This window comes from Mixta sp. (assembly GCF_024610815.1).
Taxonomy (GTDB): domain Bacteria; phylum Pseudomonadota; class Gammaproteobacteria; order Enterobacterales; family Enterobacteriaceae; genus Mixta; species Mixta calida.
Genome location: NZ_JANION010000024.1, coordinates 1 through 25,674, shown reverse-complemented (window position 1 = coordinate 25,674; position 25,674 = coordinate 1). Strand labels below are relative to the sequence as shown.

Here is a 25,674-nt window from a genome sequence, read left to right as displayed (position 1 = left end):
CTTTGCACTAATTAATCTCATGCCGTTTTGCTCATTAATCAGCGACCTCAGGTCGTAAGGACTTCAAGGGATAATAAACATAATGGTCAAATCTCAACCGTTTCTGAGATATATCTTGCGGGCAATCCCTGCTGTCGCGCTGGCGACGTTACTCTCAGCATGTAGTGGTCATCACAGACAGAATGCGCAAACTGAGACCCATGCAGTTAATAACCACAATGGTTTTTTACTTCAAGCGTCTCAGGATGAATTTGAACAAATGGTGCAGAATGTCGATATTAAATCGCGCATTCTGGAACAATATGCCGACTGGAAAGGCGTGCGTTATCGTCTTGGCGGCACCACCAAACGCGGCATCGATTGCTCCGCCTTTGTTCAGGTAACTTTTCGTGAGCAGTTTGGTCTCGATCTGCCGCGATCCACATGGGAACAAAAAGATACCGGACGTCAGGTTTCACGCAGCAAGCTGCGTCCCGGCGATTTGGTCCTGTTTCGCGCCGGCTCTACCGGTCGTCACGTAGGTATTTATCTGGGCAACGATAATTTTGTCCATGCATCAACCAGCAGCGGCGTCATGATTTCCAGCCTGAATGACGCCTACTGGAAAAACCGTTATCGGGAAGCACGGCGCGTATTGAGCCGAACGCAAAGTTAATTTATCCCTGAAGTCATTTAATATTAATGAGCAATTAAAAACGCTGCCACGGCAGCGTTTTTTTCGCCCGTTATTTCCACATTCGAAAAATGTTTTGCCTGACACGTCATCAGGAATAACAAGACATCAGGTCCCCACTCGTTATATTCTCCACGTTTATTATCAGAGCCCGGCTGTACTAAATCTCACCATAAGAACAGGCCAAAGCGAGAGACGATGCCCAATGCCGTTATCCAGAGTTATAAAGCGCCATGCAGTTCACCCGCGCAGGATAGCCGGACTCAGCGCCATTACAGGCTTCGTTTTTTTCATGATATTTAGTGCCGTTGCGCTATTTATTATTCATCATAAGCGTGCGCAGCAGCATGACAGGCTGGCTAATGCCGGCAAAGCCTATATTTATGCATTATTCGATAATCTCGAAAAAAGCCTGCTGCCGCTGCTGCCCTATACTGATGGCAATTGCCAGCAGGCCAGCGGCGAACTCTCGTCACGCGCCGCCTTTACCGCCGGCGTTCGCTCGATTCTGCTGGTGCGTGCGGGCAATGTATGGTGTTCATCGGCCACCGGCGCCTTTTTACTGCCGGCGCACACATTTTCCCCATCGCTGATGCTTTCCCGCAGCCGCGACGTCAGGCTGGTCGCCGGCACGCCTAAAATTCCGCACAGGCCCGCCCTTCTGCTGTGGCTGGCGCACCCAACGCATAGTCATCAAGGGGTGCTGACCACGCTCGATTTGAATATGACCCCTCTGCTGATGCTGGCGGCGCGTCAGCATGGTATTGACGGTCTGGCGATAGCGGCAGGCAACCTGGCGCTGTTGACCTGGAATAATCACCTTATCCCGCGCGCGGCGCTGCCAACCGCGCCGCTGCGCCAGTTCACCCTGCCAGGTTATCCCTTAACTTTCTACCTGTACGGCAGCAATTTGCCGATGATGGATATGGCCATGGCCCTGCTGGCGGGGCTGTTGCTGGCGGTGGCGGTGGCTTCCGGCTGCTGGCTGATTTTTTCCCTGCGCCTGCGTCCCGGAAAAGAAATCCTGGCGGCCATCAAGCGCAATGAATTTCATGTGGTTTATCAACCTTTGATCGAAGCCGTATCCGGCCGCGTTTACGGGCTGGAGGCGCTGCTGCGCTGGACGCATCCCCTCACCGGGCCCATTCCGCCGGACGCGTTTATCAGCTACGCCGAAAGCCAGAATATGATTGTGCCGCTGACGCGCCATCTGTTTACGCTGGTGGCGCGCGACGCGCGTCTGCTCTGCCCTCATCTGCCGTCGGGCGTTACGCTGGGTCTGAATATCGCGCCTGGCCATCTGGCCGCCGACAGCTTCAGGCAGGATGTGGATGCGTGGATAGCAACGATGCCGACCGCCCATTTCGACTACGTGTTTGAGATCACCGAGCGCACCATGGTCTCTGAAAAAAACGCGGCGGAGATGTTTGACTGGCTGCGCGCGCAGCAGATCGCCATTGCGATTGACGATTTCGGCACCGGCCACAGCGCGCTTATCTATCTGGAAAAATTCTGCTTTGATTATTTAAAGATCGATCGCGGCTTTATCCAAAGCATCGGTATGGAAACCGTGACCTCGCCAGTGCTGGACGTGGTGCTGAACCTGGCGCGCAAGTTGAATCTGAAAACGGTGGCCGAAGGGGTGGAGACCGAAGAACAGGCCGCCTGGCTGCTGAAGCGCGGCGTCACGCATATGCAGGGCTATCTTTTCAGCCGCCCGCTGCTGCCCGATGAACTGATCGCCTGGCTGCAAAAGCGCCAGGCGCACTTACTGATGGCGCAGCCCGAAAATGACTGACCAGCACGCCGATGGGCGTCGCCTATTAATGCGGGAGTTTACTGACCTGATGTTACTTCGTCTGTTGATACTGATCCTGTTTTGCAGCACGGCGCTGAACGCGCAGGCAGATATCATTCGTGAAAGTTATGCCTTCGCCGAGCTGGGGAAGCCTAAATATGATGTCAACTTCACTCATTTTGACTACGTTAACCCGGCGGCGCCGAAAGGCGGCAAGATTACCCTGGCGGTGATCGGTAATTATGATAACTTCAACCGCTACGCCTCGCGCGGTTATCCCGGCATACGCACCGATGCGCTGTACGACTCGCTGTTTACCGCATCCGAAGATGAGATCGGCAGCTACTATCCGCTGATTGCGGAATATGCCCGCTATCCCGCCGATTTCAAATGGGCGGAAATCACGCTTAATCCGCGTGCGCGTTTTCAAAACGGCACGCCGATCACGGCGCAGGATGTCGCCTTTACCTTTGAAAAATTTATGACCGAAGGGGTGCCTTCGTTCCGCGTGTTCTATAAAGGCACAACGGTCAAAGCGCTCTCCCGGCTGACGGTGCGCATCGAACTGCCAAAAGCGGATCGCAGCATGATGCTGGGTCTGTTTACTTTGCCGGTGCTGTCGGAAGCGTTCTGGCGCCAGCATAAATTCAACGAGCCGCTGGGCTATCCGCCGCTCTCCAGCGGCCCTTACCGCATTACCTCTTATAAGGTCGGGCAATATATTGTCTATTCGCGCGTAAAGGACTACTGGGCGGCCGATTTACCGGTTAATAAAGGACGCTTCAATTTTGACACTATCCGCTATGACTACTACCTGGACGACAATGTCGCTTTCGAGGCGTTTAAAGCGGGCGCTTACGATTTTCGCGCTGAAGGCTCGGCAAAAAACTGGGCGACGCAGTATCGCGGCGACAGCTTCGATAAGCAGCAGATCGTGAAAGCGCCGCGTCCGAATCAGGTGACCACCGACGCCGCCTGGCTGGCGTTTAACAATGAAAAACCGCTGTTTCAGGACCGCCGCGTCCGTCAGGCGCTGACGCTGGCGTTTGATTTCGAATGGATGAATAAAGCGCTGTTTTATCACGCATACCAGCGCACCAGCAGCTATTTCCAGAACACCGAGTATGCGGCGCACGGCTACCCTGACGCCGCCGAACTGGAAATCCTGGCGCCTTATAAAGGCAAAATCCCCGACGAGGTATTCAGCCAGCGCTTTCAATCGCCGGTCAGCGACGGCAGCGGCTACGACCGCGCCAACCTGCTACGCGCGATGAAGCTGCTGGAAGAGGCTGGCTGGCGGCTGAAAAACCGTCAACTGGTCAACGCCGCAGGCCAGCCGTTTCGGTTTGAACTGCTGGTGAAAAGCGGCGGCAACATCAGCTGGACGCTGCCGTTTCAGCACAGCCTGAAGCGGCTGGGCATTATCATGGAGATTCGCCAGGTCGACAGTTCGCAATATTTGCGACGCCTGCGCCGGGGCGATTATGATATGACCTCGACGGTCTATTATGCCATGCCCTGGCCAAACAGCGGACTAAGCCAGATGTGGCAGTCGCAGTTTATCGACTCTACCTGGAACCAGGCGCGGGTGAAAAATCCGGTACTGGATGCGTTGATCGATCGCATTCTGGCGCACCAGGGCAATAAAAAGGCGCTGCTGCCGTTAGGACGCGCGCTGGATCGGGTGCTGTTATGGAACAACTATATGATTCCGATGTGGTATAGCGCGGAAGATCGCTACGCCTGGTGGAATAAATTTTCGCAACCTGCGGTCACGCCTGCCTATTCCGTAGGGCTGGATAACTGGTGGTACGATGTTAATAAAGCCGCAAAATTGCCGGCCCAACGGCGTTAAGGAGTGGGATTGGGCGCTTATCTAATCCGTCGTCTGCTGCTGATTGTGCCGACGCTGTGGGCGATCATTACGCTGAACTTTTTTATCGTGCAAATCGCGCCTGGCGGCCCGGTCGAGCAGGCGCTGGCCAACGCGCAGTTTGGGCAGACCAGCGGCCTGCCCGGAGGCGGAGAAAACGCCAGCAGCCGCGCGATGTTGAACAGTTCGCCGGGCGATAATCAGTATCGCGGCTCACGCGGGCTGGACCCCGAAGTGGTAGCGGAGATAACCAAACGCTACGGCTTCGATAAGCCATTGCATGAACGCTATTTCACGCTGCTGTGGAACTACGTGCGCTTCGATTTCGGCGACAGCCTGTTCCGCAGCGCTTCGGTGGTGCAGATGATCAAAGACAGTCTGCCGGTTTCCGTCTCGCTGGGGTTGTGGAGTACGCTGATTATTTATCTGGTGTCGATCCCGCTGGGCATTAAAAAGGCGGTGCGTAACGGCAGCGCCTTCGATATCTGGAGCAGCACGCTGATTATCATCGGCTACGCGATCCCCGCCTTTCTGTTCGCCATTATGCTGATCGTCCTGTTTTCCGGCGGCAGCTATTTCGACTGGTTCCCGCTGCGCGGCCTGACGTCGCCGCAGTTCGACCAGCTACCGTGGTATGCGAAAATCGGCGACTATTTTTGGCACATTACGCTGCCGGTGCTGGCGACGGTGATCGGCGGCTTCGCTACCCTGACCATGCTGACGAAAAATTCGTTTCTCGACGAGATCCGCAAGCAGTACGTGGTGACCGCGCGCGCCAAAGGGCTCGATGAGAAAAAGGTGCTTTACCGCCACGTCTTCCGCAACGCCATGCTGTTAGTGATCGCCGGCTTTCCGGCCACCTTTATCAGCATGTTTTTCACCGGCTCGCTGCTGATTGAGGTGATGTTTTCGCTGAACGGCCTGGGGCTGCTCGGCTATGAAGCCACCATCCAGCGCGACTATCCGGTGATGTTCGGCACGCTGTATATCTTTACGCTGATCGGCCTGCTGTTGAATATCCTGAGCGATATCACCTATACGCTGGTCGATCCCCGCATCGATTTCGAGGGACGCTGATGAGCCGTTTAAATCCGGTCAACCAGGCGCGCTGGCAGCGCTTCCGGCAGAACCGTCGCGGCTACTGGTCGCTGTGGCTGTTCGCGCTGATTTTCGTGCTGAGCCTGTGCGCCGAACTGCTGGCGAACGATAAGCCGCTGCTGGTGCATTATCAACATCGCTGGTACGCCCCACTGCTGTTCGACTATACCGAAAGCGACTTCGGCGGCCCGTTCGCCACCTCCGCCGACTATCAGGACCCCTGGCTGCAACAGCGGCTGGCGCAGGATGGCTGGGCGCTGTGGGCGCCGATCCGCTTCGGCGCCAACACCATTAACTTTGCTACAAAAGTGCCCTTCCCTTCGCCGCCTTCGGCGCAGAACTGGCTCGGCACCGACGCCAACGGCGGCGACGTGCTGGCGCGCATTCTGTACGGCACGCGCATCTCACTGCTGTTCGGCCTGATGCTGACGCTGATCTCCAGCGTAATCGGCGTAACCGTCGGTGCGGTGCAGGGCTACTTCGGCGGTAAGGTGGATCTGTTCGGCCAGCGCTTTATTGAGATCTGGTCAGGCATGCCGACGCTGTTTCTGATTATTCTGCTCTCCAGCGTGATACAGCCGGGTTTCTGGTGGCTGCTGGCGATCACCGTGGCGTTCGGCTGGATGAGTCTGGTGGGCGTCGTGCGCGCCGAGTTCCTGCGCACGCGCAACTTTGACTATATCCGCGCGGCCATGGCGCTCGGCGTCAGCGATAGCCGCATTATGCTGCGCCATATGCTGCCGAATGCGATGGTGGCGACGCTCACCTGGCTGCCCTTTATTCTCTGCGGTTCGATCACCACGCTGACCTCGCTCGATTTCCTCGGCTTCGGCCTGCCGCTCGGCTCGCCGTCGCTCGGGGAGCTGCTGCTGCAGGGGAAAAACAATCTGCAGGCGCCATGGCTCGGCCTGGCGGGATTTTTCACCCTGGCCATTTTACTGTCGCTGCTGATTTTTATCGGCGAAGCGGTGCGCGACGCGTTCGATCCCGCGAAGGTATAACTCTATGACCTCTCCCCTGCTCAGCATCAATCATCTCAGCATCGCCTTTCGTCACGGCGCAACCGAACGCCGCGTGGTCGACGATATTTCACTCTCCGTCGAGGCGGGCGAAACCCTGGCGCTGGTGGGCGAATCGGGATCGGGCAAAAGCGTGACCGCCCTTTCCGTGATGCGCCTGCTGCCTTCGCCGCCGGTCACCTGGCCGCAGGGCGAAATCCTGTTCGCCGGACAGGATCTGCTGCGCGCCGATGAGCGCGCCCTGCAACGTCTGCGCGGCAACCGCATCGCGATGATTTTCCAGGAGCCGATGGTCTCGCTGAATCCGCTGCACACGCTGGAGAAACAGCTGTACGAGGTGCTGTCGCTGCATCGCGGCATGCGGCGCGAGGCGGCGCGCGCCGAAATGCTGAGCTGTCTCGATCGGGTCGGCATCCGTAACGCCCGCGGCCGCCTTGCCGACTATCCGCATCAGCTTTCCGGCGGCGAGCGTCAGCGCGTGATGATCGCCATGGCGCTGCTGACCCAGCCGGAACTGCTGATTGCCGATGAGCCGACGACGGCGCTGGACGTGACGGTACAGGCGCAGATCCTGACGCTGCTCAAGGAGCTGAAGCAGGAACTGAATATGGGCCTGCTGTTTATTACCCATAACTTTACTATCGTCCGCCAGCTGGCTGACAGCGTCAGCGTGATGCAGAACGGCAAAATCGTCGAGCATAACCGCTGCGACACCCTGTTTAGCGCGCCGCAGCATTCCTATACGCGCCAGCTGATCGACGCGGAACCGGAGGGACGCCCCGATCCAGTCGATCTCAGCCAGCCTGCGCTGCTACAGGTAAACGGACTACAGGTCGCCTTTGCCGTCAGGCGCGGGCTGCTGCGCCGGGTGACGCATCAGCATCACGCGTTGAAAAATCTCAGCTTCAGCCTGCGCCCCGGCGAAAGCCTGGGGCTGGTCGGCGAATCAGGCTCCGGCAAAAGCACCACCGGGCTGGCGCTGCTACGGCTTATCGCCTCGCAGGGGGAGATTCTGTTCGCCGGTCAGCCGCTGCAAAACCTCAGCCGCCGACAGATGCTGCCCTGGCGGCCGCGGCTGCAGGTGGTCTTTCAGGACCCTAACTCGTCGCTGAATCCACGTCTTAACGTGGTGCAGATTATTGAAGAAGGGCTGCGCGTGCATCGCCCGACGCTGACGCCGCAGCAGCGCGAGGAACAGGTAATTAACGCGATGCGCGAAGTGGGGCTCGATCCTGAGACGCGCCATCGCTATCCGGCGGAGTTTTCCGGCGGACAGCGGCAGCGTATCGCTATTGCCCGCGCCCTGATCCTGCAGCCGGAGCTGGTCATTCTGGATGAACCGACCTCATCGCTCGATCGATCCGTGCAGAAGCAGATCCTGGCGCTGCTGAAAAAATTACAGCGGGAACATCGTATCGCCTGGATTTTTATTAGCCACGATTTGCAGGTGGTGCGCTCGCTCTGCCACCAGGTGATCGTGCTGCGTCAGGGCGAAGTGGTGGAACAGGGAGATTGCGAGGCGGTATTCGCCGCGCCGCAGCAGGCGTATACGCGCCTGCTGCTGACGCACAGCCTGAGCTGAGCGCGACGGGAAGACGCGCTATCCGTCGCAGGTGAAGGTTTCGCCATCGCGAGACGCCCGGCTTGCGTACGGCGCAGAGGCGCAACGAGCAAAGAAGTGATAGCCGCGCGGCGGCCGGCGCGGCGTTTTACGGCGATACGCGCGTTCTTAACGAACGTGGGCGGTAAAGGTTTCCGCAATCGCCACGCCCTGATTTTTCAGGCGCACGGTGGCAGCGCTCTCATCGCTGCGCTGCACAAACAGGCAGGGTTCGCCCTGCCATTCTATCACGGCGCAGTCGACCTGAATGTCAGCCAGCATGGCGCGCATTTTCTGCATAATGTCCCAGGCTGACGCGCCGTCATGGCTGAGCAAACGCAGGCCGATCAAATCATCTTCCGCCGCCAGCGTATTCAGCGCGTGCGGCTCCACTACGCCGCCCGTCAGACCGGCAGCCCAGCGATAGCTTTCTGGTAAACGGTGTACCACCGACAGCTGTAGAGTGTTCAAATGCAATCCCCAGAGCATCTGATGCCCGCCGTGCTTACTGCGCGGCCGGTTTTTTACCGGGCGACGCAGAAGACGTTGAGCATTTATCGTTACGGCATTTTGAGAGTTATCTCTCATTTTGCTGCTATATGTATCGCGTTAAGGAAAGGCGCACAACCATTTTTGCTTCATTTCCGTAACTTTTACACGCGATTACTTTCACATATAATCAACAATTGGCCGTTGCGCCAGGGGGAACAGCCATCAGGCGGCAGCTGAGGATTTGCGCGTCCGGCTGGCGTAAAAATAGAGCAGCAGCGAACAGGTAGCGCACAGCGCGATGGACCACACCATCGGCCAGGCGCTGGTGAAGTTCGCCATTGAGAGCAGCGCCCCCACCAGCGCGCCGACGCCGAAACGCAGCGTGCCCGCCAGCGATGAAGCGGTGCCGGCGATATGTGGAAACTCATCCAGAATCACCGCCATGGCATTGGAAGAGACCATCGCCACGCAGCCGATAAACATCGCCACGCCGAACACCAGCGGCAAAAAGCCCAGCCCGAAAGCACTGACGATCAGCAGCCAGATGCCCATCGCAAACTGAATCACCAGCCCGAAGCGGAACATCGCCAGCGGCCCGAAGCGCCGCACCGAGCGGCTGTTAATCAGCGTCATAATAAACAGGAACACCACGTTCAGCGCAAAGTAGTAGCCGAAATGCTGCGGCGAGACGTGATTGACTTCGATATAGACAAACGGCCCGGCATTGAGGAAAGAGAACAGTCCGGCGAATGAGAAGCCGCTGGCCAGCATATAGCTGAAGGCGCGCTTATGGCGGAACAGGGACAGGAAGTTTTTCAGCGTGGTGCGCAGATGAAAACGCTGCCGCTGCGCTTTCGGCAGGGTTTCTTTGATCTGCGTGGCGACCATCAGGGTGACCGCCAGCGCCGCCAGCGATAGCGTCCAGAAAATGGCGTGCCAGCTCCAGAGCACCAGCAGCCAGCCGCCGATAATCGGCGCCAGCAGCGGCGCGATAGTGGTGACCAGCATGACGAACGACATCATGCGCGAGAACTCCTCTTTTGAAAAAGAGTCGCGCATCAGCGCATTGATTACCACGCTGGCGGCCGCGGCGGAGAGGCCGTGAAGGAAACGCATATTGATCAGCTGCTCGACGCTCTGTGACATAGCGCAGGCTGCCGCCGCCAGCGCAAAAATCAGCGTGCCGACGGTGATCACCGGCTTGCGGCCAAAGCTGTCCGCCAGCGGGCCGTAAAACAGCTGGCCAAGGGCAAAACCGAGAATATAGGCGCTGAGCGTCATCTGCACGCTGCCGGCGCTGACGCCATACTCTTTAGCGATCTGCGGCATCGCAGGCAGATACATATCGATCGATAACGGCATCAGCATCGCCAGCAGGCCGAGAATAATCACCAGCCCCGTGGATGAATTTTTATCCTTCTTCACACTCAACACTCTCCATTTGGCCCGCACAGGCAGATCAATTAACGCGGCGCGCCGATGCTGGCGATTTCTTCTTCGGTCAGAGGACGGTACTCGCCCGGCTCCAGCGTCTCATCCAGCGTAATGCCGCCGATACGCTCGCGATGCAGCGCAACCACATGGTTGCCCACCGCGGCGAACATGCGCTTCACCTGGTGATAACGCCCTTCGCTGATGGTCAGGCGCACCTCAGTCTCGCTTAACGCTTCCAGCACCGCCGGTTTGGTCAACGTTTTTTCGCCGTGCAGCTGTATCCCTTCGGCGAAAATCTGTGCGGTGTCGTCGCGCAGCGGCGCTTCCAGCGTCACCAGATAGGTTTTATCGCAGTGGTGGCGCGGCGAAGTGATGCGGTGCGACCACTGGCCATCGTCGGTCAACAGCACCAGTCCGGTGGTGTCGATATCGAGTCGACCCGCGGCGTGCAGCTTCCACGCGGTCGGCTCTTCAATAAAATAAAGAATGGTCGGATGATCGGGATCGTCGGTGGAACAGACATAGCCCTGCGGCTTGTTCAGCATAAAGTATCGCGGCCCGACCTGGAGCTGCAGCAAATTGCCATCGTATTCGACCTGGTGTTCCGGCTGCACTTTAAAAGCACCGTCGCGCACGATTTCGCCGTCTACCGTTACGCGTTTCGCCCGCAGTTCCCGCGTGGCGATAGCCCGGCTGACTTCCAGTTGTTGAGAGATAAATTTATCAAGTCGCATTGCGTTCGTGAGGCCTGTTGTCTTACCTGGAGAGATGCGCGCCTGGCGCGCAGAGAAGCGCCCAGTATACCGGGAGTTGCCGACAGCGGACAGAGTGAAATGCCGTTTCACCCGCTTTCATGGCATAATAGCGTTCGGTTTCCAGAATGCGTTATCTCCATGTCGTTTACCCTGCGTCCTTATCAACAGGAAGCGGTTGCCGCCACGCTCAACCACTTCCGCCGTTCCCAACAGCCTGCGGTTATCGTGCTGCCTACCGGCGCCGGTAAAAGCCTGGTGATCGCCGAGCTGGCGCGCGTGGCGCGAGGCCGCGTGCTGGTGCTGGCTCACGTTAAAGAGCTGGTGGCGCAAAACCACGGCAAATATTGCGCGCTGGGGCTGGAGGCGGATATTTTCGCCGCCGGCCTGGCGCGTAAAGAGAGCCAGAGCAAGGTGGTGTTCGGCAGCGTGCAGTCGGTGGCGCGCAACCTGGCGCAGTTTGACAGCGCCTTTTCGCTGCTGATCGTCGATGAGTGCCACCGCATCGGCGATGATGAGAACAGCCAGTATCAGCAGATACTGACGCATCTGCGCCTGCATAATCCTCAGCTGCGGCTGCTGGGCCTGACCGCGACGCCCTACCGCCTCGGCAAAGGCTGGATCTATCGTTTCCACTATCACGGCATGGTGCGCGGCGACGAGCGCGCGCTGTTTCACGACTGCATCTATGAGCTGCCGCTGCGCTATATGATCAAGCACGGCTTTCTGGTGCCGCCGGAACGTCTTGATATGCCGGTAGTGCAGTATGATTTCAGCCGCCTGAACGCGCAGGCGAACGGCCTGTTTTCCGAAGCCGACCTCAACCGCGAGCTGAAGCAGCAGCAGCGTATCACGCCGCACATTATCAGCCAGATCGTCGAGTTCGCCGCCGATCGCAAAGGGGTAATGATTTTCGCCGCTACCGTAGAGCACGCCAAAGAGGTGCTGGCGCTGCTGCCGGACGGTAAGGCGCTGGTCAGCGCTGAGACACCCGGCCCGGAGCGCGATGCGCTGATCGACGCTTTTAAGCGGCAGCAGATCAAATATCTGGTTAACGTGGCGGTGCTGACCACCGGCTTCGACGCGCCGCATGTCGATCTGATCGCCATTCTGCGCCCTACCGAGTCGGTCAGCCTTTATCAACAGATCGTCGGCCGCGGGCTGCGTCTCAGCGAGGGCAAAACCGACTGTCTGATCCTCGACTACGCCGGCAACCCGCACGATCTGTTTACGCCGGAGGTGGGCGCGCCGAAAGGCAAGAGCGACAACGAACCGGTGCAGGTTTTCTGCCCGGCCTGCGGCTTCGCCAACACCTTCTGGGGCAAAACCACCGCCGACGGCATGATTATCGAACACTTTGGCCGCCGCTGTCAGGGCGTGCTGGAGGATGACGACGGCAACCGCGAGCAGTGCGACTATCGCTTCCGCTTTAAAAGCTGCCCGCACTGCAACGCTGAAAACGATATCGCCGCGCGCCGCTGCCATGAGTGCGACGCGGTGCTGGTCGATCCTGATGATATGCTGAAGGCGGCGCTGAAGCTAAAAGACGCGCTGGTGCTGCGCTGCGGCGGCATGACGCTGGAGGCGGGCCGCGACGACAAAGGCGAGTGGCTGAAGGCGACCTATTACGATGAGGACGGCACCAGCGTCAGCGAGCGCTTTCGTCTACAGACGCCGGCGCAGCGCACCGCGTTTGAACAGCTGTTTATGCGGCCGCATCAGCGCGCGCCCGGCGTTCCGCTCGGCTGGCAGACCGCCAACGACGTGGTGGCGTTGCAGCCGCTGCTGCGTCATCCCGATTTTGTAGTGGCGCGCGCCCGCGGCCAGTTCTGGCAGGTGCGCGAAAAGGTGTTCGACTATCAGGGACGCTATCGCCGCGCCAACGAGCTGCGTTGAGCGGGCGTTTGCGTCGACAGGTAAAGATGGCTATAATGCCGCGCGCTTTTGTCTGACAAGAGCTGAACAATCCTGACTGCTGCTGGGTCGCCTGTAGCAGTATCATCTATTTAAAGAGAGTTACCATGTTAACTATCAAAGCAACTGAACGTAAAGAGCAGGGTAAGGGTGCGAGCCGCCGCCTGCGCGCAGCTAACAAATTCCCGGCTATCGTTTACGGTGGCAAGGAAGCAGCTGTTTCCATCGAACTGGACCACGACAACGTGATGAACATGCAGGCGAAGCCTGGCTTCTATGATGAAGTTCTGGTTCTGGACATCGATGGCAAAGAAACTCAGGTGAAAGTGCAGGCGGTACAGCGTCATCCGTTCAAGCCGAAACTGCATCACATCGACTTCGTTCGCGTTTAATCGCAACAACGATGAAAAAACGCCGCAATCGCGGCGTTTTTTTATGTCTGCGCGCCGGGCTTCGACGCGCGGCGTTTATTTGCCGCTGGTGCGACGCTGAAGCTGATCGCGCAAATTCGGCGGCGTGCCTTTGATCGTCAGGGTATCGGTTACCGGATCCCAGAAAATGCGCTCGCCCAGCAGCATGGCGTCGAAGTTGATAGTCAGGCCGCCGCCGCTGCCGGCGAATTTGGTCAGCTGGCGCAGGGTGCTGCGGTCCGCCGGGAAACTCTCCTCCAGCTCATAGCCCTGCTCCTGAGTGAACTCGCGGAAATTCTTCTCGCCCAGCGGCGGCAGCTCGCGCGCCAGATCGTCGATGGCGATCTCTTCGCCCGCCTGCAATTGTTCATTGCAGTAGCTGTAGACCTGTTGACGGTAGTTTTGCCGCTCCGCCTTATCCAGATCGGACTCGGCGCAGTAATCGTCCACCGCCTGCAACAGCCCGCGGTTCTGCGCCTTGGTGTCCAGCCCGACGCTGGCGCCGAGGAAATCCATAAAGAAATCGGCGACCTTACGCCCTACCCGGCCCCGCAGGAAGGTCAGATAGCGCGTCGATTCCGGGTTGGTTTCCCACTCGGTCAAATCGATGCGCGCCACGATATCGGCATGGTTGATGTCCAGATAGTGCACGCTGCTGATATCGAGCTGCTCATTGACGCGCATGCTGCTTTGGCTGCTCAGCACTGCGATCAGTAAATATTCCACCGCCAGGTAGCGATAGTGGCAGAACAGCACGATGCCGCCTTCGGCAAAGGGGTATTTCGCCAGTTCCTCACGCAGACGGCCGGTGGCGGCGCGGCTGAACGCCAGGAAATCCTGCTCACCGGCGCGGCATTCGCGTAGCGTTTGCGCCAGCTCGCTTTCGGCGTTAAACAGGCCGAACGCTTTGCTTTTCGCGCTGTAGACCCGGTGCAATTCCTCCACCAGTTCCGACACGGCCTGGGTGGTCGGCAGCAGGCTGTCGCGCAGCACCAGCTCCAGCGTTTGCTCATCGCGTTTGATCAACTGATGCAGGGCGATCTGGTCGATATCCAGACTCATGGTAGACTCTCCTTTAAGCTTCAGGCGCGTATTCAAACACCGCGCGCCGTTGCGATCAACCGGCGGATGCGCGAATGCCGTTCCCTGCCGAAGTTTAACGCCGCGCTGACGATAAAAGTGCAGAAAAAAAGGCGTGCTTACGGTAAGATACCGCCTTTTCAATACGTATTAGTTAAGGTTATGCCACAATCATCCCGTTACAGTGACGAACGCGTGGAGCAGATCCTCGCGCAGCTGGTGCAGGTGCTGGAAGAAAACCAGGCGCCAACCGATCTTTCCCTGATGGTGCTGGGAAATATGGTCACCAATTTAATCAATACCAGCGTGGCGCCCGCTCAGCGTCGTGCGCTGGCCCGTTCCTTCGCGGATGCGCTTCAGGCCTCAGTACGCGAAGATAAAGCCCATTAATGTGATGATCTGACCGCAAATATGGTTACCAATCGGCAACGCTACCGTGAAAAAGTCTCCCAGATGATTAGCTGGGGGCACTGGTTCGCGTTGTTTAACATCATTTTTGCCGCCCTGCTGGGCAGTCGTTATCTGTTGGTGGCCGACTGGCCCGGTTCGCTGGCGGGGCGTATCTACGCCTTCACCAGCTGGATCGGCCACTTCAGCTTTATCGTCTTTGCGGCCTATCTGTTACTGATCTTCCCCCTCACCTTTGTGGTGATGTCGCAGCGTCTGCTGCGCTTTTTATCCGCCATTGTCGCCACCGCCGGGCTGACGCTGCTGCTGGTCGACAGCGCGGTGTTCAACCGTTTCCACCTGCATTTGAATCCCGTGGTGTGGGAACTGGTGGTCAACCCCGACCAAAGCGAAATGGCGCGCGACTGGCAGCTGATGTTTATCAGCGTACCGGCGATTTTCCTGGTGCAAATGCTGTTTGCCACCTGGAGCTGGCAGAAACTGCGCAGCCTGAACCGACGCAGCTTTGGCAAGCCGCTGGCCGCGCTGTTTATCAGCGCCTTTTTCGCCAGCCATCTGCTCTATATCTGGGCGGACGCCAATTTCTATCGACCGATCACGATGCAGCGCGCCAATCTGCCGCTCTCCTATCCGATGACCGCGCGCCGGTTTCTGGAGAAGCACGGGCTGCTGGATGCGCAGGAGTATCAGCGTCGTCTGGTGCAGCAGGGCAACCCAGAGGCGGTCTCGGTCGCCTACCCGCTAAGCGATATCACGTTCCGCGACGGCGGCGCGGGCCATAATCTGCTGGTGATTACCGTGGATGGCCTGAACGAGCCGACCATGACCAAAGCGCTGCCGAATCTGACGCGCTTCGGCGAAAGCAACGTGCGCTTCAGCCAGCACTTTACCGCAGGCAATACGCCCGACAGCGGGCTGTTCGGCCTGTTTTACGGCATCTCGCCGAGCTATATGGACGGCGTACTGGCGTCGCGCATCCCTTCCGCGCTGATCACCTCGCTGAGTCAGCAGGGTTATCAGTTCGGTCTGTTCGCCTCCGACAGCTTCCGTTCGCCGCTTTATCGCCAGGCGCTGCTGGCCGACTTTTCGCTGCCGGTGATTGGCGATCAGCCAAACAGTCAGACCACCGCGCAGTGGCAGCGTTGGCTTGGCTCGCTGCCGTCAGGTCATGCGCCGTGGTTCTCGTGGGTCTCCTATAGCGGACTGCGCGATCTGCCCGAACGCGGCAAAGAGCGGACACAGCGCTACAGCCGCAACGCCAAAGAGGTCGACGGCGAAATAGGCCAGGTGCTGAACACGCTGGAACAGAAAGGGCTGCTGGAGAACACCGTGGTGGTGATTACCGCCCAGCAGGCGGTGGCGCTGAACGGAAAAGATAATGACGGCCGCCGCGCCGGGTTGCAGGTGCCGTTGCTGATCCACTGGCCGAATACGCCAGCACAAACCATCAGCAAGCTGACCGACCATCAGGATGTGATGACCACGCTGATGCAGCGTTTGCTGCACGTCAGCACGCCGCCAGCGGAATATTCGCAGGGCGAAGATCTTTTCACCGCCCAGCGTCGTCATAACTGGATCGCCAGCGCCGATAACAACCGGCTGGTGATTACCACGCCGCAGCTTACGCTGGTGCTGGATGCGAACGGCAGCTATAAGGCCTATAACCGCGAAGGCCAGCTGCTAAAGGATCATAAGCCCCAGCTGGCGCTGCTGTTGCAGGTGCTGACGGAAGAGAAACGTTTTATTGCTAACTGATGGCGTATCGCCCATCGACGCTCGCCCTACAGACCCGCCTGCGGCCCAGGCGGGTCTGTTTTATATAGAGGCAACGTTACTCACTTTGCACGCCGCTTCACGGGCGGCGCCGGAAAATGAATTCGCTGGACATGGGGTTGCAGGAAAGCCCTTCCAGTAAAAACAGATGCGGCGTTCTTTATCTCATCAAGCGGAGCGGATTATCGCTGTCGCTCCGTCGCTTCAACCGTCTGGATAGCAAGCTTCGCTGTCAGCCCTACTAACTGATTATTATTAAAGCAGTTAGACGCAAAGCGTCTTGCTTTTAGCAAGATTCCGGGTAGTATAACGGCCACATATCGGCACGTAGCGCAGCCTGGTAGCGCACTGTCATGGGGTGTCAGGGGTCGGAGGTTCAAATCCTCTCGTGCCGACCAAAATTCCCTAAAAAACCAATCCTTTCGGATTGGTTTTTTTATGTCTGCGTTTTCATACACATAGCAAACGTTTATTATGCACCGGGTTTAATCTCTGCCATTCCGGGTTTTTATAGAGATTATTTGAAAACGTCGGCAGTATTAGTGTCAAGGTATTCACTCAACACAAAATGATACGTCGGTTAAATAACGTAGGTTATCTTAAGGCCGCCAGGGGCGCCTGAGACAGGCCAGACAGAGCCGTTCTGATGATAGCGACCGCTGAACAGTTCAGGGTATTGTTCAGAACAAGCTGGCACCGCGCTTTTGCTTGTTATATAAACAGGCACAAAGCCCGCGTTAAGACAGATATCATTACGTGCAGGAAAACGCGTGCAACCTGGATTACCGTTTAAGGATTATATACATGATTTACGATTGTTTTTTATATTATGACGAAGATATGTTGCTTGATATTCGCCTGAATACGCTTGCAGATGTTGTGGATAAATTCGTCATTGTCGAATCAAAGCACACCTTTACGGGAAAGGCCAAAACGCTTAATTTTGACATTTCTAAATATGAAAAATTTAGCGACAAAATCATTTACGTCACTTATGACGAATTACCTAAATTAAAAAAAGATGTACCGGGCGAATACGATGCATGGAAAAACGAAGAATGCACCCGTAACGCGATTATGCAAGGGCTTAAACATGCAAATGACGACGATATTATCCTTGTCTCGGATGTTGATGAAATTTTCCGCCCTGACGTTATAAAACAGATAGATACCAGGAATATTTGCACTATCTTTCACATGGATTTCTATAACTATCAATTTAACTTACAGGTTTTCAATGTTGATGGCACTGCTCGTTTATGCAAACTCCCGCGAGCCACAACGTTAAAGAACCTTAAGCGTTACTTCTCTGGCGAACCTGAAACCTTCAGGAATTTTAAAAAGCATAAAAAGAATCTTAATTTCATATCAAAAATGTGGATTAAGCATAGAACAAAAATCATTTCCAATGCTGGCTGGCATTTTTCATGGATTATGACACCTGAACGTATCTCTGAAAAAATGTCTACAATATCTCATACAGAGTATGACCTTCCACATTTGAATAATAAAGAGCATATTATTGATGCATTAACTAATGCGAAAGATATATGGAATCGCGATCGTAAGATGATCAAACAACCCCTTAACAAGGAGAGTTTCCCTTCTTACCTGGTCGATAACGCTGAAAAATACAAAGAATTCATTCTGTTAAGCCAGAACTAGCTTCAGAAGTTAGAATTAGCTTTTAGCAGCACCTGATGATTATCCGCTGCGCTGCCCTTATACAGGCAGCGCCTCCCCTACTGACGCAACAACCTCAGCCCGTTCGCCACGACCAGCAGGCTGGCGCCGACGTCGGCGAACACCGCCATCCACAGCGTGCCTATTCCCGCTAAAGTCAGCGCCAGAAACAACGCTTTAATACCAATGGCCAGCGTCAGATTCTGGATCAACACCGCATAAGTACGCCTTGCCAGACGGATAAAAAGTGGGATTTTACGCAAATCGTCATCCATTAGCGCCACGTCAGCGGTTTCAATCGCCGTGTCCGTTCCCATCGCACCCATGGCGAAGCCGACAGTGGCGCGGGCCAGCGCCGGGGCATCATTAATGCCGTCGCCTACCATGCCGGTTACGCCCTGAAGGGTGAGTTTTTCCACTGCCTGTAGCTTATCCTCCGGCAACTGTTCACTCTGCACGTTGTCAATGGCGAGCTGGGCGCCAATTGCCTGCGCCGCCCAACGATTATCGCCAGTCAGCATAACGGTTTTAACGCCCAGCGCATGCAGCTGCGCAATCGCCTCGCGGCTGCTCGCTTTAATCGTGTCCGCTACCGCGAACAGCGCCAGCACGCTTTCTTCGTCACAGAGCATCACGCTGGTTTTCCCCTGCTGCTCCAGCGCGCTCAGGGCAGCCTTTGTCGCGGCGGAGCAGCCAACGCTCTCCTCAATCAGACGCAGGTTGCCTAAGCTATAGGTTTTCCCGTCTATCTCGCCGCGCACGCCGCGCCCCGGCAGCGCGGTAAAATTGTTAACGGGTAATCTGGCGCTATCTGACGCGGCAGCTAACAGCGCCTGCGACACAGGATGATCGGAATAGCTGGCCAGGCTGACCGCCAGCGCCTGACAGCGCGCCGGGTCAAGCGCGGCCAGTACGCGAATATCAGTCTGACGCGGCTTGCCGTGGGTCAGGGTGCCGGTTTTATCGAGCGCCAGCCACTTCAACCGCCTCCCCTCTTCCAGATAGATGCCGCCCTTGATCAAAATACCGCGACGCGCAGCGGCCGTCAGGCCGCTGACGATGGTCACCGGCGTTGAGATCACCAGCGCACAGGGGCAGGCGATAACCAGCATCACCAGCGCTTTATAAATCCACTCCTGCCAGCTGCCCCCCATAAACAGCGGCGGCAGCAGCGCCAGCGTTACGGCCATGGCGCAGACCGCCGGCGTATAGATACGTGAGAAGCGATCGACAAAGCGCTGTACCGGCGCTTTCGCCTCCTGCGCCTGCTCTACAACGCGGATAATACGCGCCAGTGTGCTGTTGTTCGCCGCCGCCGTTACGCGATATTCAATCGCGCCCGCGCCGTTGATGGTACCGGCAAATACCGTATCGCCCTCGCCCTTCTCCACCGGCAGGCTCTCGCCGGTGACCGGCGCCTGGTCGACAGTGGTACGCCCACGTACAATCACACCATCCAGACCGATGCGCTCGCCGGGCCTGGCTCTTACCAGGCTGTCCAGAACTACCTGTTTCACTTCCGTGTCGCGCCAGCTGCCATCCAGCTGCCACATACTGGCCGTTTCCGGCGTCAGCCGGATCAGAGAATCGATGGCGTTGCGCGCGCGATCCAGTGATTTCGCCTCCAGCAGCTCGGCCAGCGTAAACAGTGCCATCACCATCGCCGCTTCCGGCCACTGTCCAAGCACCAGCGCGCCGGTAACGGCGATGCTCATTAATGCGTTAATATTCAGGTTGCCGTTGATTATCGCGGTCCAGCCTTTTTTAAAGGTATGCAGGCCACACAGCGCGATGGCCAGCAGCGCCAGCGCCGCTTGCGCCCATTCCATCACGCCTGTCCAGCTCAGCGCCTCCGAGGCCGCCGCCGCCGCTCCGGCCAGCGCCAGCGGCCACCAGCGCGGACTTTGGGTTTCAGCCGTCGTCGGCTGTTCGCCATCATGAAGGGGTTCAGGTTCGAAACCCAGCGCGCGAATTGCATTCAGCACAGACTCTAATGCGCCCGGCGCGTATGAGACCGTCAACACGCGCTGCATCAGATTAAACTCTATCCCGCTGACGCTCTTCATTGCGCCCAGTTTTTTGCGGATCAGCGCCTCTTCTACCGGGCAGTCCATCTGCATAATGCGGATGCGGGTTTGCTCTCCTCCCGGTGCGCTGGCGTCGGCGCGCGGCGTGCTCTCTGTCGCATCTCCGACCGGCTCAAAGGCGGTAAAGCGCGCCTTGTCCTGGTTGCCCGACGTGCCGTCGCAGTTAGGTTTATTACAGCAATGACTCATCTTTTTTCCTCCCTTTCGCCTATACTGCTATTAGAAACCCTGTAGTTACTTCAGGGTCAAGCGTCAGCGAGGTGGAGAATGAAGATCGGCGAACTGGCCCGACTGGCGGGCTGCAAGGTGGAAACGGTGCGCTACTATGAACGGGAAGGTTTATTAGCGGCTCCGCTGCGCGACGGCAGTAATAACTATCGTCATTACGACAGCCATCATCTGGAAACGCTGCTGTTTATACGTCGATGCAGAACGCTGGATATGACGCACGAAGAGATTCGGGTGCTACTGCAAGCCCGCAGCCAACCTGACGCCGACTGCGGCACGGTTAATGCGCTGATTGACAGGCATCTGCATCATGTGCAGGAAAAAATCCGCGAGTTGAACGCGCTGGAGCAGCAGCTAACCGCGCTGGGAAGCCACTGCCACGCCGGGCGCGCGGCGCGACACTGCGGCATCCTGCACGAACTGGAACAGACGGACGATCTGCAGGCGGTCACTTCGCTGACGCGCGGTTTGTAAGCGTCGCGCGTTTGCCGAAGGGCAGCCGCTTCGCCGGTAACGTAATCACCATCAGACAGCCGACAATCAGGGCAACGCCCGTCCATCCGCTCAGCGACAGCCTTTCGCCGACCAGCAGCACCGCCAGCAGCGCGGCTACCACCGGCTCCAGCAGCGTAATGGTAGTGGCCAGGCTGGCCGGAATACGCGCCAGCCCATAGCCGTAGCAGAGATAGCCGATAAACATCGGGACCAGCGCCATATAGATGCCGACGGCGGCGTTATTCCATGCGGTCAGCAGCGGCGCGCCGGTAAACAGCAGCACCGGCATCAGCAGGATCCCGCCTGCGCCGAACGTCGCGCCCATCGCAGCGCGCGGCGCTATCTTCTGCTGCATCAGTCGTCGTGCGGACCAGGAGTAGAGCGCATAGGTAAAGCCCGCCAGCAGCCCCAGCAGCATGCCGACAATGGCGTGATCCGCCTCGCCGTGGCCGCCACTTTTCGCCAGGCAGAGCAGCGCCATGCCGATTAGCCCGATTAGCGCCCCGCTCGCCCACTGTTTTGTCAGACGCAAGCCGTCCAGCCGATATTCGATCAGCGCGGAGAGCAGCGGCGCGGAGCCGATAGAGATCACCGTGCCGACCGTAACGCCCGCCAGACGCATTGAGGCGTAAAACGCGAGCGGATAAATCGCTACCGCCAGGGCGCCGGTCAGCAGATAGCGCCATTGGCGGGCGATCAGCCGTCGCTGGCGCACAATGGCGGCGACGGCGATAAGCCCCTGCAACAGACCGCCGATGCCCATCGCCACCGCGCCGACCGCCAAGGAACTGAGATCGGGCGCGAAAGTAGCGGCCGTGCCGGTCGTTCCCCAAAGAATCGAGGCGATAAAAACGGCGGCGATGCCCGCCAGACGCTGTTCAGAAGCGAGCATCACAACGCCTCCATCATCTGCGCGGCCATCATCTCCGCCTGCCTTACGCAGCCGCCGTTGCCTTCCAGTCCGGCGCGCGAAATGCTGCCTTCCAGCAAAAAAGCGAAGTGGCGCGCCATCAGGCGAGCCCGCTCCGCGTTCCCATCCAGCAGCGTAAGGAGATGCCCGAGCAGAATCGCCTCCACCTCCTCTTTATGACGCCGCACCGCCTGACGGCCCGGCGCGGCGGCAGGCAGTTCCGCCGCGGCGTTCAACAGGCCGCAGCCGCGAAAGCCATGTTCATAGGCATATTCCGCGTGATCCTCATAGGCTTTAAACACCGCCAGCACTTTCTCGCGCGGCGTGCTGGCGGTTTGCAGCCGCTTCTCATACAGCGCCAGCCACTCCTGATGACGCAGCGTTAGATACGTCGCGACCAGCTCATCTTTAGACGCGAAGTTGTTATACAGGCTTTTTTTCGCCACGCCGGCGCGTTTGATAATCGCGTCGATGCCGGTTGCGTTAATGCCGTGTTCATAAAACAGCACGCGCGCCGCGTTCAGCAGCTTTTCCTGGGCGGTAGACATCCTGGTTTTCCTGTCACAGAGGAAGTAGGCAGACCAGTCTACCTACTTCTCAATCAGAAGCAACGGCCAGAAAAACATCCTGAAAAAGGAGCCTTGTCGGGATATAAATCGAATAGTAAACGGCAGGCGGAGTGCCTGCGCGTTATACTTCGTGTCGAACCAGAAAATCATTCCGCCAGAGGCGGCGCCGGGCTTAGCCGTGCAGCGTCAGCCCTTTTATCGCTTTCTCTACCGCTTTCTTCGGGCCGCGCAGCGCCAGCCCGACCAGATTCAGGTTATCGGCATCCTCTGCCAGGAATGCCTGGCGATTGGCCTCGTCGTGTCCGGTGGAGAACATCGCCTGCACATAGGGAATCAGGGTCAACTCACGCTCCAGCCCCTTACGGTGCGCGCTCTGCAACTGGGCCAGATCCGCTGCGAACACCAGCATCGGTTGCCCCAGCATATTGCCGTAGCGGTGGCCTTTTGCATCAATATAGGGCGCGCCCATCATCTCCGGCGCGGCGGCGGCAATGCCGCTGGCGAGGAACGCCACCACGTTCAGCCGCTGCCATACGGCCAGGTCATCACGAACAATCAGCGCTACTTTGGTATCAAACATCCGTCAGGATCTCCATCGGTGAACAATAGAGATCATCATCAGGAAAAAGGGCGTCGTCCGTATAGAACATTTGTGCAGTGCTGCTGATAGGCGGCGGGCGTCATGCGGTAGGCGCGCCGGAACCAGCGACCAAGATGGCTCTGATCGGCGAAGCCGACCTGAGCGGCGACGCGAGCGGGATGGATGCCCTGCGCCAGCAAGGCACGGGCGTTGCGCAGGCGCAGCCTGACCAGATACGCGTGCGGCGACTGTCCGAACGCTTTTTGAAACTGTCGCGTCAGGCGAAAGCGGTCGATGCCGGCATAGCGGGCCAGATCGTCCAGCCCGATATCCTGCGCCATCGCGTCATGCAAATAATCCCTGACCCGGCACATCTGATGTGTCGCCTTATCGGTGAAAACGGGAGATGCGGCGTTGAGATGGCGCGACAGCAGGTCGATCAACCGGTCCAGGCCCTGATCGCGCGCCAGCCTGCCCTCGCCGTTATGCACGGCGTTGAACGCCTGCTGGATCGCCATATTCAGCAGGCGATCTTCAGTCAGGGTATGGCGAAACGCCGCCTGCAAAACAGAGATGTCGCCCAGCCCACGACGCTCCAGCGCGGCGGAAAGCCAGCGCTGCGGCAGATAAAGCATGCTGTAGGTAAAGCCTTCGGGATCGGGCGCATGGCCGTCATGTACCGCGCCCGGCTCAATCAGGATCACCTGTCCGGGGCTGCTGGTATGCAGAGTGCGATGGCAGTTAAAACGCTGCAGGCCTTTCTGCGTCACCCCGACCAGCATCTCATCGTGATCGTGCGGATCGTAGGCGTGACCGCAAAAATGGGCGTGAACGCTTTCGATGCCGGTTTCGCTGTCGCGCTGCAAATGCACCCAGTCGCCGGTTGATATCGACATTCCTCTCCCCCACAGGCTGAACCTGACGCTATTACCGCAGTATACGGATTGTGACGCATAACAAAACGCCGCTTTTTCTCATGACTGCTGCGGCGCTTATCGGCGTCGTAAAGGAAAAAATAATTTTTTGCAACAATCATTCATTTAACAAAAACGTAAAGAAAATATCTCCATGTTTTTTATCGCGGGCCGATAGTACAAAAGCTCGTTAATCACCCAGGTAAACTTTCATGAAATTATCAACCCGACTTGCTGCAGGATTTAGCCTGCTGGTTTTACTGTTAGTTCTTTGTGCTGGCGTGGCGCTGCATGCTCTGAATAATGCCCGGGAAGGTATGGACGATGCGGTGAACGTTAAGATGAAAAAATATCAACTGATCCTGGATATGCGGGGCAGCATCCGGGATATGGCGATCGCCGTACGCAACCTGGCGCTGCTGACCGATCCAAAAGCGATGCAGCCAGAATGGGAGCGCCTGGAAAAGCAGAAGCGTCTCTATATTCAAAACCGTGAACAGCTAACGCAAATGATGGCGATTGATTCGGTGCCTGAGGGTCGCGCCGCCTTTCGTAAGGTGCTCGACAGCGAAGATGCGGCGCTGAGCTCGTATGAAAAAGCGGGACGGCTTGGATTGCAAAACCTGCAAGAGGAGACGACCACCTATTTGATGAACGTCACGCGTCCGGCGCAAAATCAGCTGCTCGGCGCGCTGAACGCCATGACCAACGTGCAAATGCAGAACTCGCGCAACGCGGTGGCCAACAATAGCGCCGATATCAGACGCATCTCTGTTTTTCTCAGCGTGCTGGTTATCGTCTCAATTGCGCTGGCGGCGGTGACGGGCTTTATGACCGTACGGGTGCTGATGCGCCAGCTTGGCGGCGAGCCGACACAGGCGCAGGCGTTGGCGGCAGCCATCGCGGGCGGCGATCTTACCTCTTCGATGTCATTGCGTCCGGGCGACACCACCAGCCTGCTCGCCTCGCTATCGCGTATGCAGTCGCGCCTGAGCGAAATGGTGACGCAGATTAAAGACGCTTCCGCCTCCGTTTCGCTCGCTTCAGATGAAATCGCGCGCGGCAATACCGAGCTGTCAGCACGTACGGAGCAGCAGGCGGCGGCGCTGCAGGAGACCGCCGCCAGCATGGAGCAGCTGACGGCGACGGTGAAAAGCAATACGGCGGGTGCCAGCCATACGGCAGGTTCGGCGCGCGACGCCGCCGCTCTGGCGCGCGGCGGGGAAGACAGCGTGCGTAAAATGACCCAAACCATGGCGGACATCTCGCTCAGCGCAGCGAAGGTGCGGGAAATTACCGGCACTATCGAGGGCATCGCTTTTCAGACCAATATCCTGGCGCTGAACGCCGCAGTGGAAGCGGCACGCGCTGGCGAACAGGGTCGTGGTTTTGCCGTCGTCGCCGGCGAAGTGCGTACGCTGGCGCAGCGCAGCGCCACGGCGGCCCGCGATATTAAAGGGCTGATCGAAGAGGCGGTGGTGCTGGTGGATGAAGGCGTCACGGTGGCAGACGGAACGGCGGCCAGCATTATGAGCGTAGTCAGCCGGGTTAGCGAACTGGCAAACGCGATGGATGAAATCGCGCTGGCCTCCAACGAGCAGATGCAGGGCATCTCCCAGATCAGCGTGGCCGTCGGTCAAATGGACGGCGTCACGCAGAGCAACGCCGCGCTGGTTGAAGAATCGACCACGGCGTCGCAGTCGCTGGCGGAGCAGGTGCATGCGCTGCGCGGCATGGTGGATACCTTCCGCGTTTAAGCCTCATCCCATCGCCAGCCCTGCGCAAGCCGCGCAGGGCTGGCGCTTTTCGTCTGGCGCGGCAGGCGTCATCATGTTCTCTGCGTCGATATTGTTATTTATGAAACTTTATATTCATCAAAATTTC

Annotated in this window: 22 protein-coding genes and 1 tRNA gene; 14 read left to right on the top strand and 9 right to left on the bottom strand. The window is 57.8% G+C overall.

Translation table 11 applies throughout. The features are described from left to right. The first annotated feature begins 82 nt into the window (after nt 1-82). The 6 genes from mepS to yejF all read left to right on the top strand — a co-directional run bounded on the left by mepS (nt 83) and on the right by yejF (nt 8,043). On the top strand, nt 83-655 hold the full coding sequence (gene mepS / locus MYY08_RS01320; RefSeq protein ID WP_038625191.1) for a bifunctional murein DD-endopeptidase/murein LD-carboxypeptidase: 573 nt from the start codon (nt 83-85) through the stop codon (nt 653-655). Between the two features lie 223 nt (nt 656-878). Next, nucleotides 879-2,471 (top strand): cyclic di-3',5'-guanosine monophosphate phosphodiesterase PdeN, encoded by a 1,593-nt coding sequence (gene pdeN / locus MYY08_RS01315; RefSeq protein WP_190296038.1) that lies wholly within the window; start codon nt 879-881, stop codon nt 2,469-2,471. A 49-nt stretch (nt 2,472-2,520) separates the two neighbouring features. Beyond that, the gene (locus tag MYY08_RS01310) at nt 2,521-4,326 is read left to right on the top strand and encodes an extracellular solute-binding protein (protein ID WP_288012632.1); all 1,806 of its coding nucleotides are present in this window, start codon (nt 2,521-2,523) and stop codon (nt 4,324-4,326) included. A 9-nt stretch (nt 4,327-4,335) separates the two neighbouring features. Beyond that, nucleotides 4,336-5,421: a microcin C ABC transporter permease YejB gene (locus MYY08_RS01305; RefSeq protein ID WP_038625187.1), complete on the top strand. Its 1,086-nt coding sequence runs from the start codon at nt 4,336-4,338 to the stop codon at nt 5,419-5,421. Further along, nucleotides 5,421-6,443, top strand: coding sequence for an ABC transporter permease (locus tag MYY08_RS01300; RefSeq protein ID WP_288012630.1), 1,023 nt, complete (start codon nt 5,421-5,423; stop codon nt 6,441-6,443). The genes MYY08_RS01305 and MYY08_RS01300 overlap by 1 nt, the downstream gene beginning before the upstream one ends. A 4-nt stretch (nt 6,444-6,447) precedes the next feature. Next, complete coding sequence (gene yejF / locus MYY08_RS01295; RefSeq protein ID WP_038625184.1) at nt 6,448-8,043, top strand: microcin C ABC transporter ATP-binding protein YejF; 1,596 nt, start codon at nt 6,448-6,450, stop codon at nt 8,041-8,043. A gap of 147 nt (nt 8,044-8,190) precedes the next feature. Here the strand turns inward: yejF and MYY08_RS01290 are convergent, their stop codons facing one another. The 3 genes from MYY08_RS01290 to rsuA form a co-directional block, all read right to left on the bottom strand. Next, entirely contained in the window at nt 8,191-8,532 is a 342-nt protein-coding gene (locus tag MYY08_RS01290) for a YejG family protein (RefSeq protein ID WP_288012628.1), read from the bottom strand. 243 nt (nt 8,533-8,775) lie between these two features. Then, on the bottom strand, nt 8,776-9,978 hold the full coding sequence (locus MYY08_RS01285) for a Bcr/CflA family multidrug efflux MFS transporter (RefSeq protein ID WP_038625182.1): 1,203 nt from the start codon (nt 9,976-9,978) through the stop codon (nt 8,776-8,778). A gap of 38 nt (nt 9,979-10,016) precedes the next feature. Beyond that, nucleotides 10,017-10,721 carry a 16S rRNA pseudouridine(516) synthase RsuA gene (rsuA, locus tag MYY08_RS01280; RefSeq protein ID WP_038625180.1) on the bottom strand — a complete coding sequence of 235 codons (705 nt, stop codon included), beginning with the start codon at nt 10,719-10,721 and terminating at the stop codon, nt 10,017-10,019. A gap of 159 nt (nt 10,722-10,880) precedes the next feature. Between rsuA and radD the strand changes: the two genes are divergently transcribed. Together radD and rplY are read left to right on the top strand one after the other, a co-directional pair. Beyond that, nucleotides 10,881-12,635, top strand: coding sequence for a DNA repair helicase RadD (radD, locus tag MYY08_RS01275; RefSeq protein ID WP_038625178.1), 1,755 nt, complete (start codon nt 10,881-10,883; stop codon nt 12,633-12,635). Between the two features lie 125 nt (nt 12,636-12,760). Then, complete coding sequence (rplY, locus tag MYY08_RS01270; protein ID WP_038625176.1) at nt 12,761-13,045, top strand: 50S ribosomal protein L25; 285 nt, start codon at nt 12,761-12,763, stop codon at nt 13,043-13,045. Nucleotides 13,046-13,120: 75 nt separating this feature from the next. Here the strand turns inward: rplY and yejK are convergent, their stop codons facing one another. After that, on the bottom strand, nt 13,121-14,125 hold the full coding sequence (gene yejK / locus MYY08_RS01265) for a nucleoid-associated protein YejK (RefSeq protein ID WP_038625174.1): 1,005 nt from the start codon (nt 14,123-14,125) through the stop codon (nt 13,121-13,123). Between the two features lie 180 nt (nt 14,126-14,305). Here yejK and MYY08_RS01260 point away from each other — a divergent pair, with 180 nt between their 5' ends. The 4 genes from MYY08_RS01260 (at nt 14,306) to MYY08_RS01245 (ending at nt 17,989) form a co-directional block, all read left to right on the top strand. Next, nucleotides 14,306-14,533 (top strand): YejL family protein, encoded by a 228-nt coding sequence (locus MYY08_RS01260; protein WP_038629936.1) that lies wholly within the window; start codon nt 14,306-14,308, stop codon nt 14,531-14,533. A 21-nt stretch (nt 14,534-14,554) separates the two neighbouring features. Next, nucleotides 14,555-16,306 carry an LPS biosynthesis-modulating metalloenzyme YejM gene (yejM, locus tag MYY08_RS01255; protein ID WP_084970652.1) on the top strand — a complete coding sequence of 584 codons (1,752 nt, stop codon included), beginning with the start codon at nt 14,555-14,557 and terminating at the stop codon, nt 16,304-16,306. A gap of 339 nt (nt 16,307-16,645) precedes the next feature. Further along, nucleotides 16,646-16,722, top strand: a tRNA-Pro gene (locus tag MYY08_RS01250). Between the two features lie 406 nt (nt 16,723-17,128). After that, nucleotides 17,129-17,989, top strand: a complete 861-nt coding sequence (locus MYY08_RS01245) for a glycosyltransferase family 17 protein (protein ID WP_038625172.1) — start codon at nt 17,129-17,131, stop codon at nt 17,987-17,989. Between the two features lie 77 nt (nt 17,990-18,066). On the opposite strand, the gene MYY08_RS01240 is transcribed toward MYY08_RS01245, so the two are convergent. Beyond that, complete coding sequence (locus tag MYY08_RS01240) at nt 18,067-20,283, bottom strand: heavy metal translocating P-type ATPase (RefSeq protein WP_502888443.1); 2,217 nt, start codon at nt 20,281-20,283, stop codon at nt 18,067-18,069. A gap of 78 nt (nt 20,284-20,361) precedes the next feature. Between MYY08_RS01240 and cadR the strand changes: the two genes are divergently transcribed. Beyond that, the gene (gene cadR / locus MYY08_RS01235; RefSeq protein ID WP_038625169.1) at nt 20,362-20,796 is read left to right on the top strand and encodes a Cd(II)/Pb(II)-responsive transcriptional regulator; all 435 of its coding nucleotides are present in this window, start codon (nt 20,362-20,364) and stop codon (nt 20,794-20,796) included. On the opposite strand, the gene MYY08_RS01230 is transcribed toward cadR, so the two are convergent. The 4 genes from MYY08_RS01230 to MYY08_RS01215 all read right to left on the bottom strand — a co-directional run bounded on the left by MYY08_RS01230 (nt 20,771) and on the right by MYY08_RS01215 (nt 23,772). Then, a complete protein-coding gene (locus tag MYY08_RS01230) occupies nt 20,771-21,709 on the bottom strand; it encodes a DMT family transporter (RefSeq protein WP_084971222.1) in 939 nt (312 codons plus the stop codon). The two genes, cadR and MYY08_RS01230, sit on opposite strands and share 26 nt — an antisense overlap. After that, nucleotides 21,709-22,275 carry a TetR/AcrR family transcriptional regulator gene (locus MYY08_RS01225; RefSeq protein WP_038625165.1) on the bottom strand — a complete coding sequence of 189 codons (567 nt, stop codon included), beginning with the start codon at nt 22,273-22,275 and terminating at the stop codon, nt 21,709-21,711. The genes MYY08_RS01230 and MYY08_RS01225 overlap by 1 nt, the downstream gene beginning before the upstream one ends. Nucleotides 22,276-22,468: 193 nt before the next feature. Beyond that, on the bottom strand, nt 22,469-22,876 hold the full coding sequence (locus MYY08_RS01220) for a DUF2000 domain-containing protein (protein WP_190296044.1): 408 nt from the start codon (nt 22,874-22,876) through the stop codon (nt 22,469-22,471). A 38-nt stretch (nt 22,877-22,914) separates the two neighbouring features. Continuing rightward, on the bottom strand, nt 22,915-23,772 hold the full coding sequence (locus MYY08_RS01215; RefSeq protein WP_084971226.1) for an AraC family transcriptional regulator: 858 nt from the start codon (nt 23,770-23,772) through the stop codon (nt 22,915-22,917). Between the two features lie 230 nt (nt 23,773-24,002). Here MYY08_RS01215 and MYY08_RS01210 point away from each other — a divergent pair, with 230 nt between their 5' ends. Then, complete coding sequence (locus MYY08_RS01210; protein ID WP_288012621.1) at nt 24,003-25,547, top strand: methyl-accepting chemotaxis protein; 1,545 nt, start codon at nt 24,003-24,005, stop codon at nt 25,545-25,547. Nucleotides 25,548-25,674: the final 127 nt, after the last annotated feature.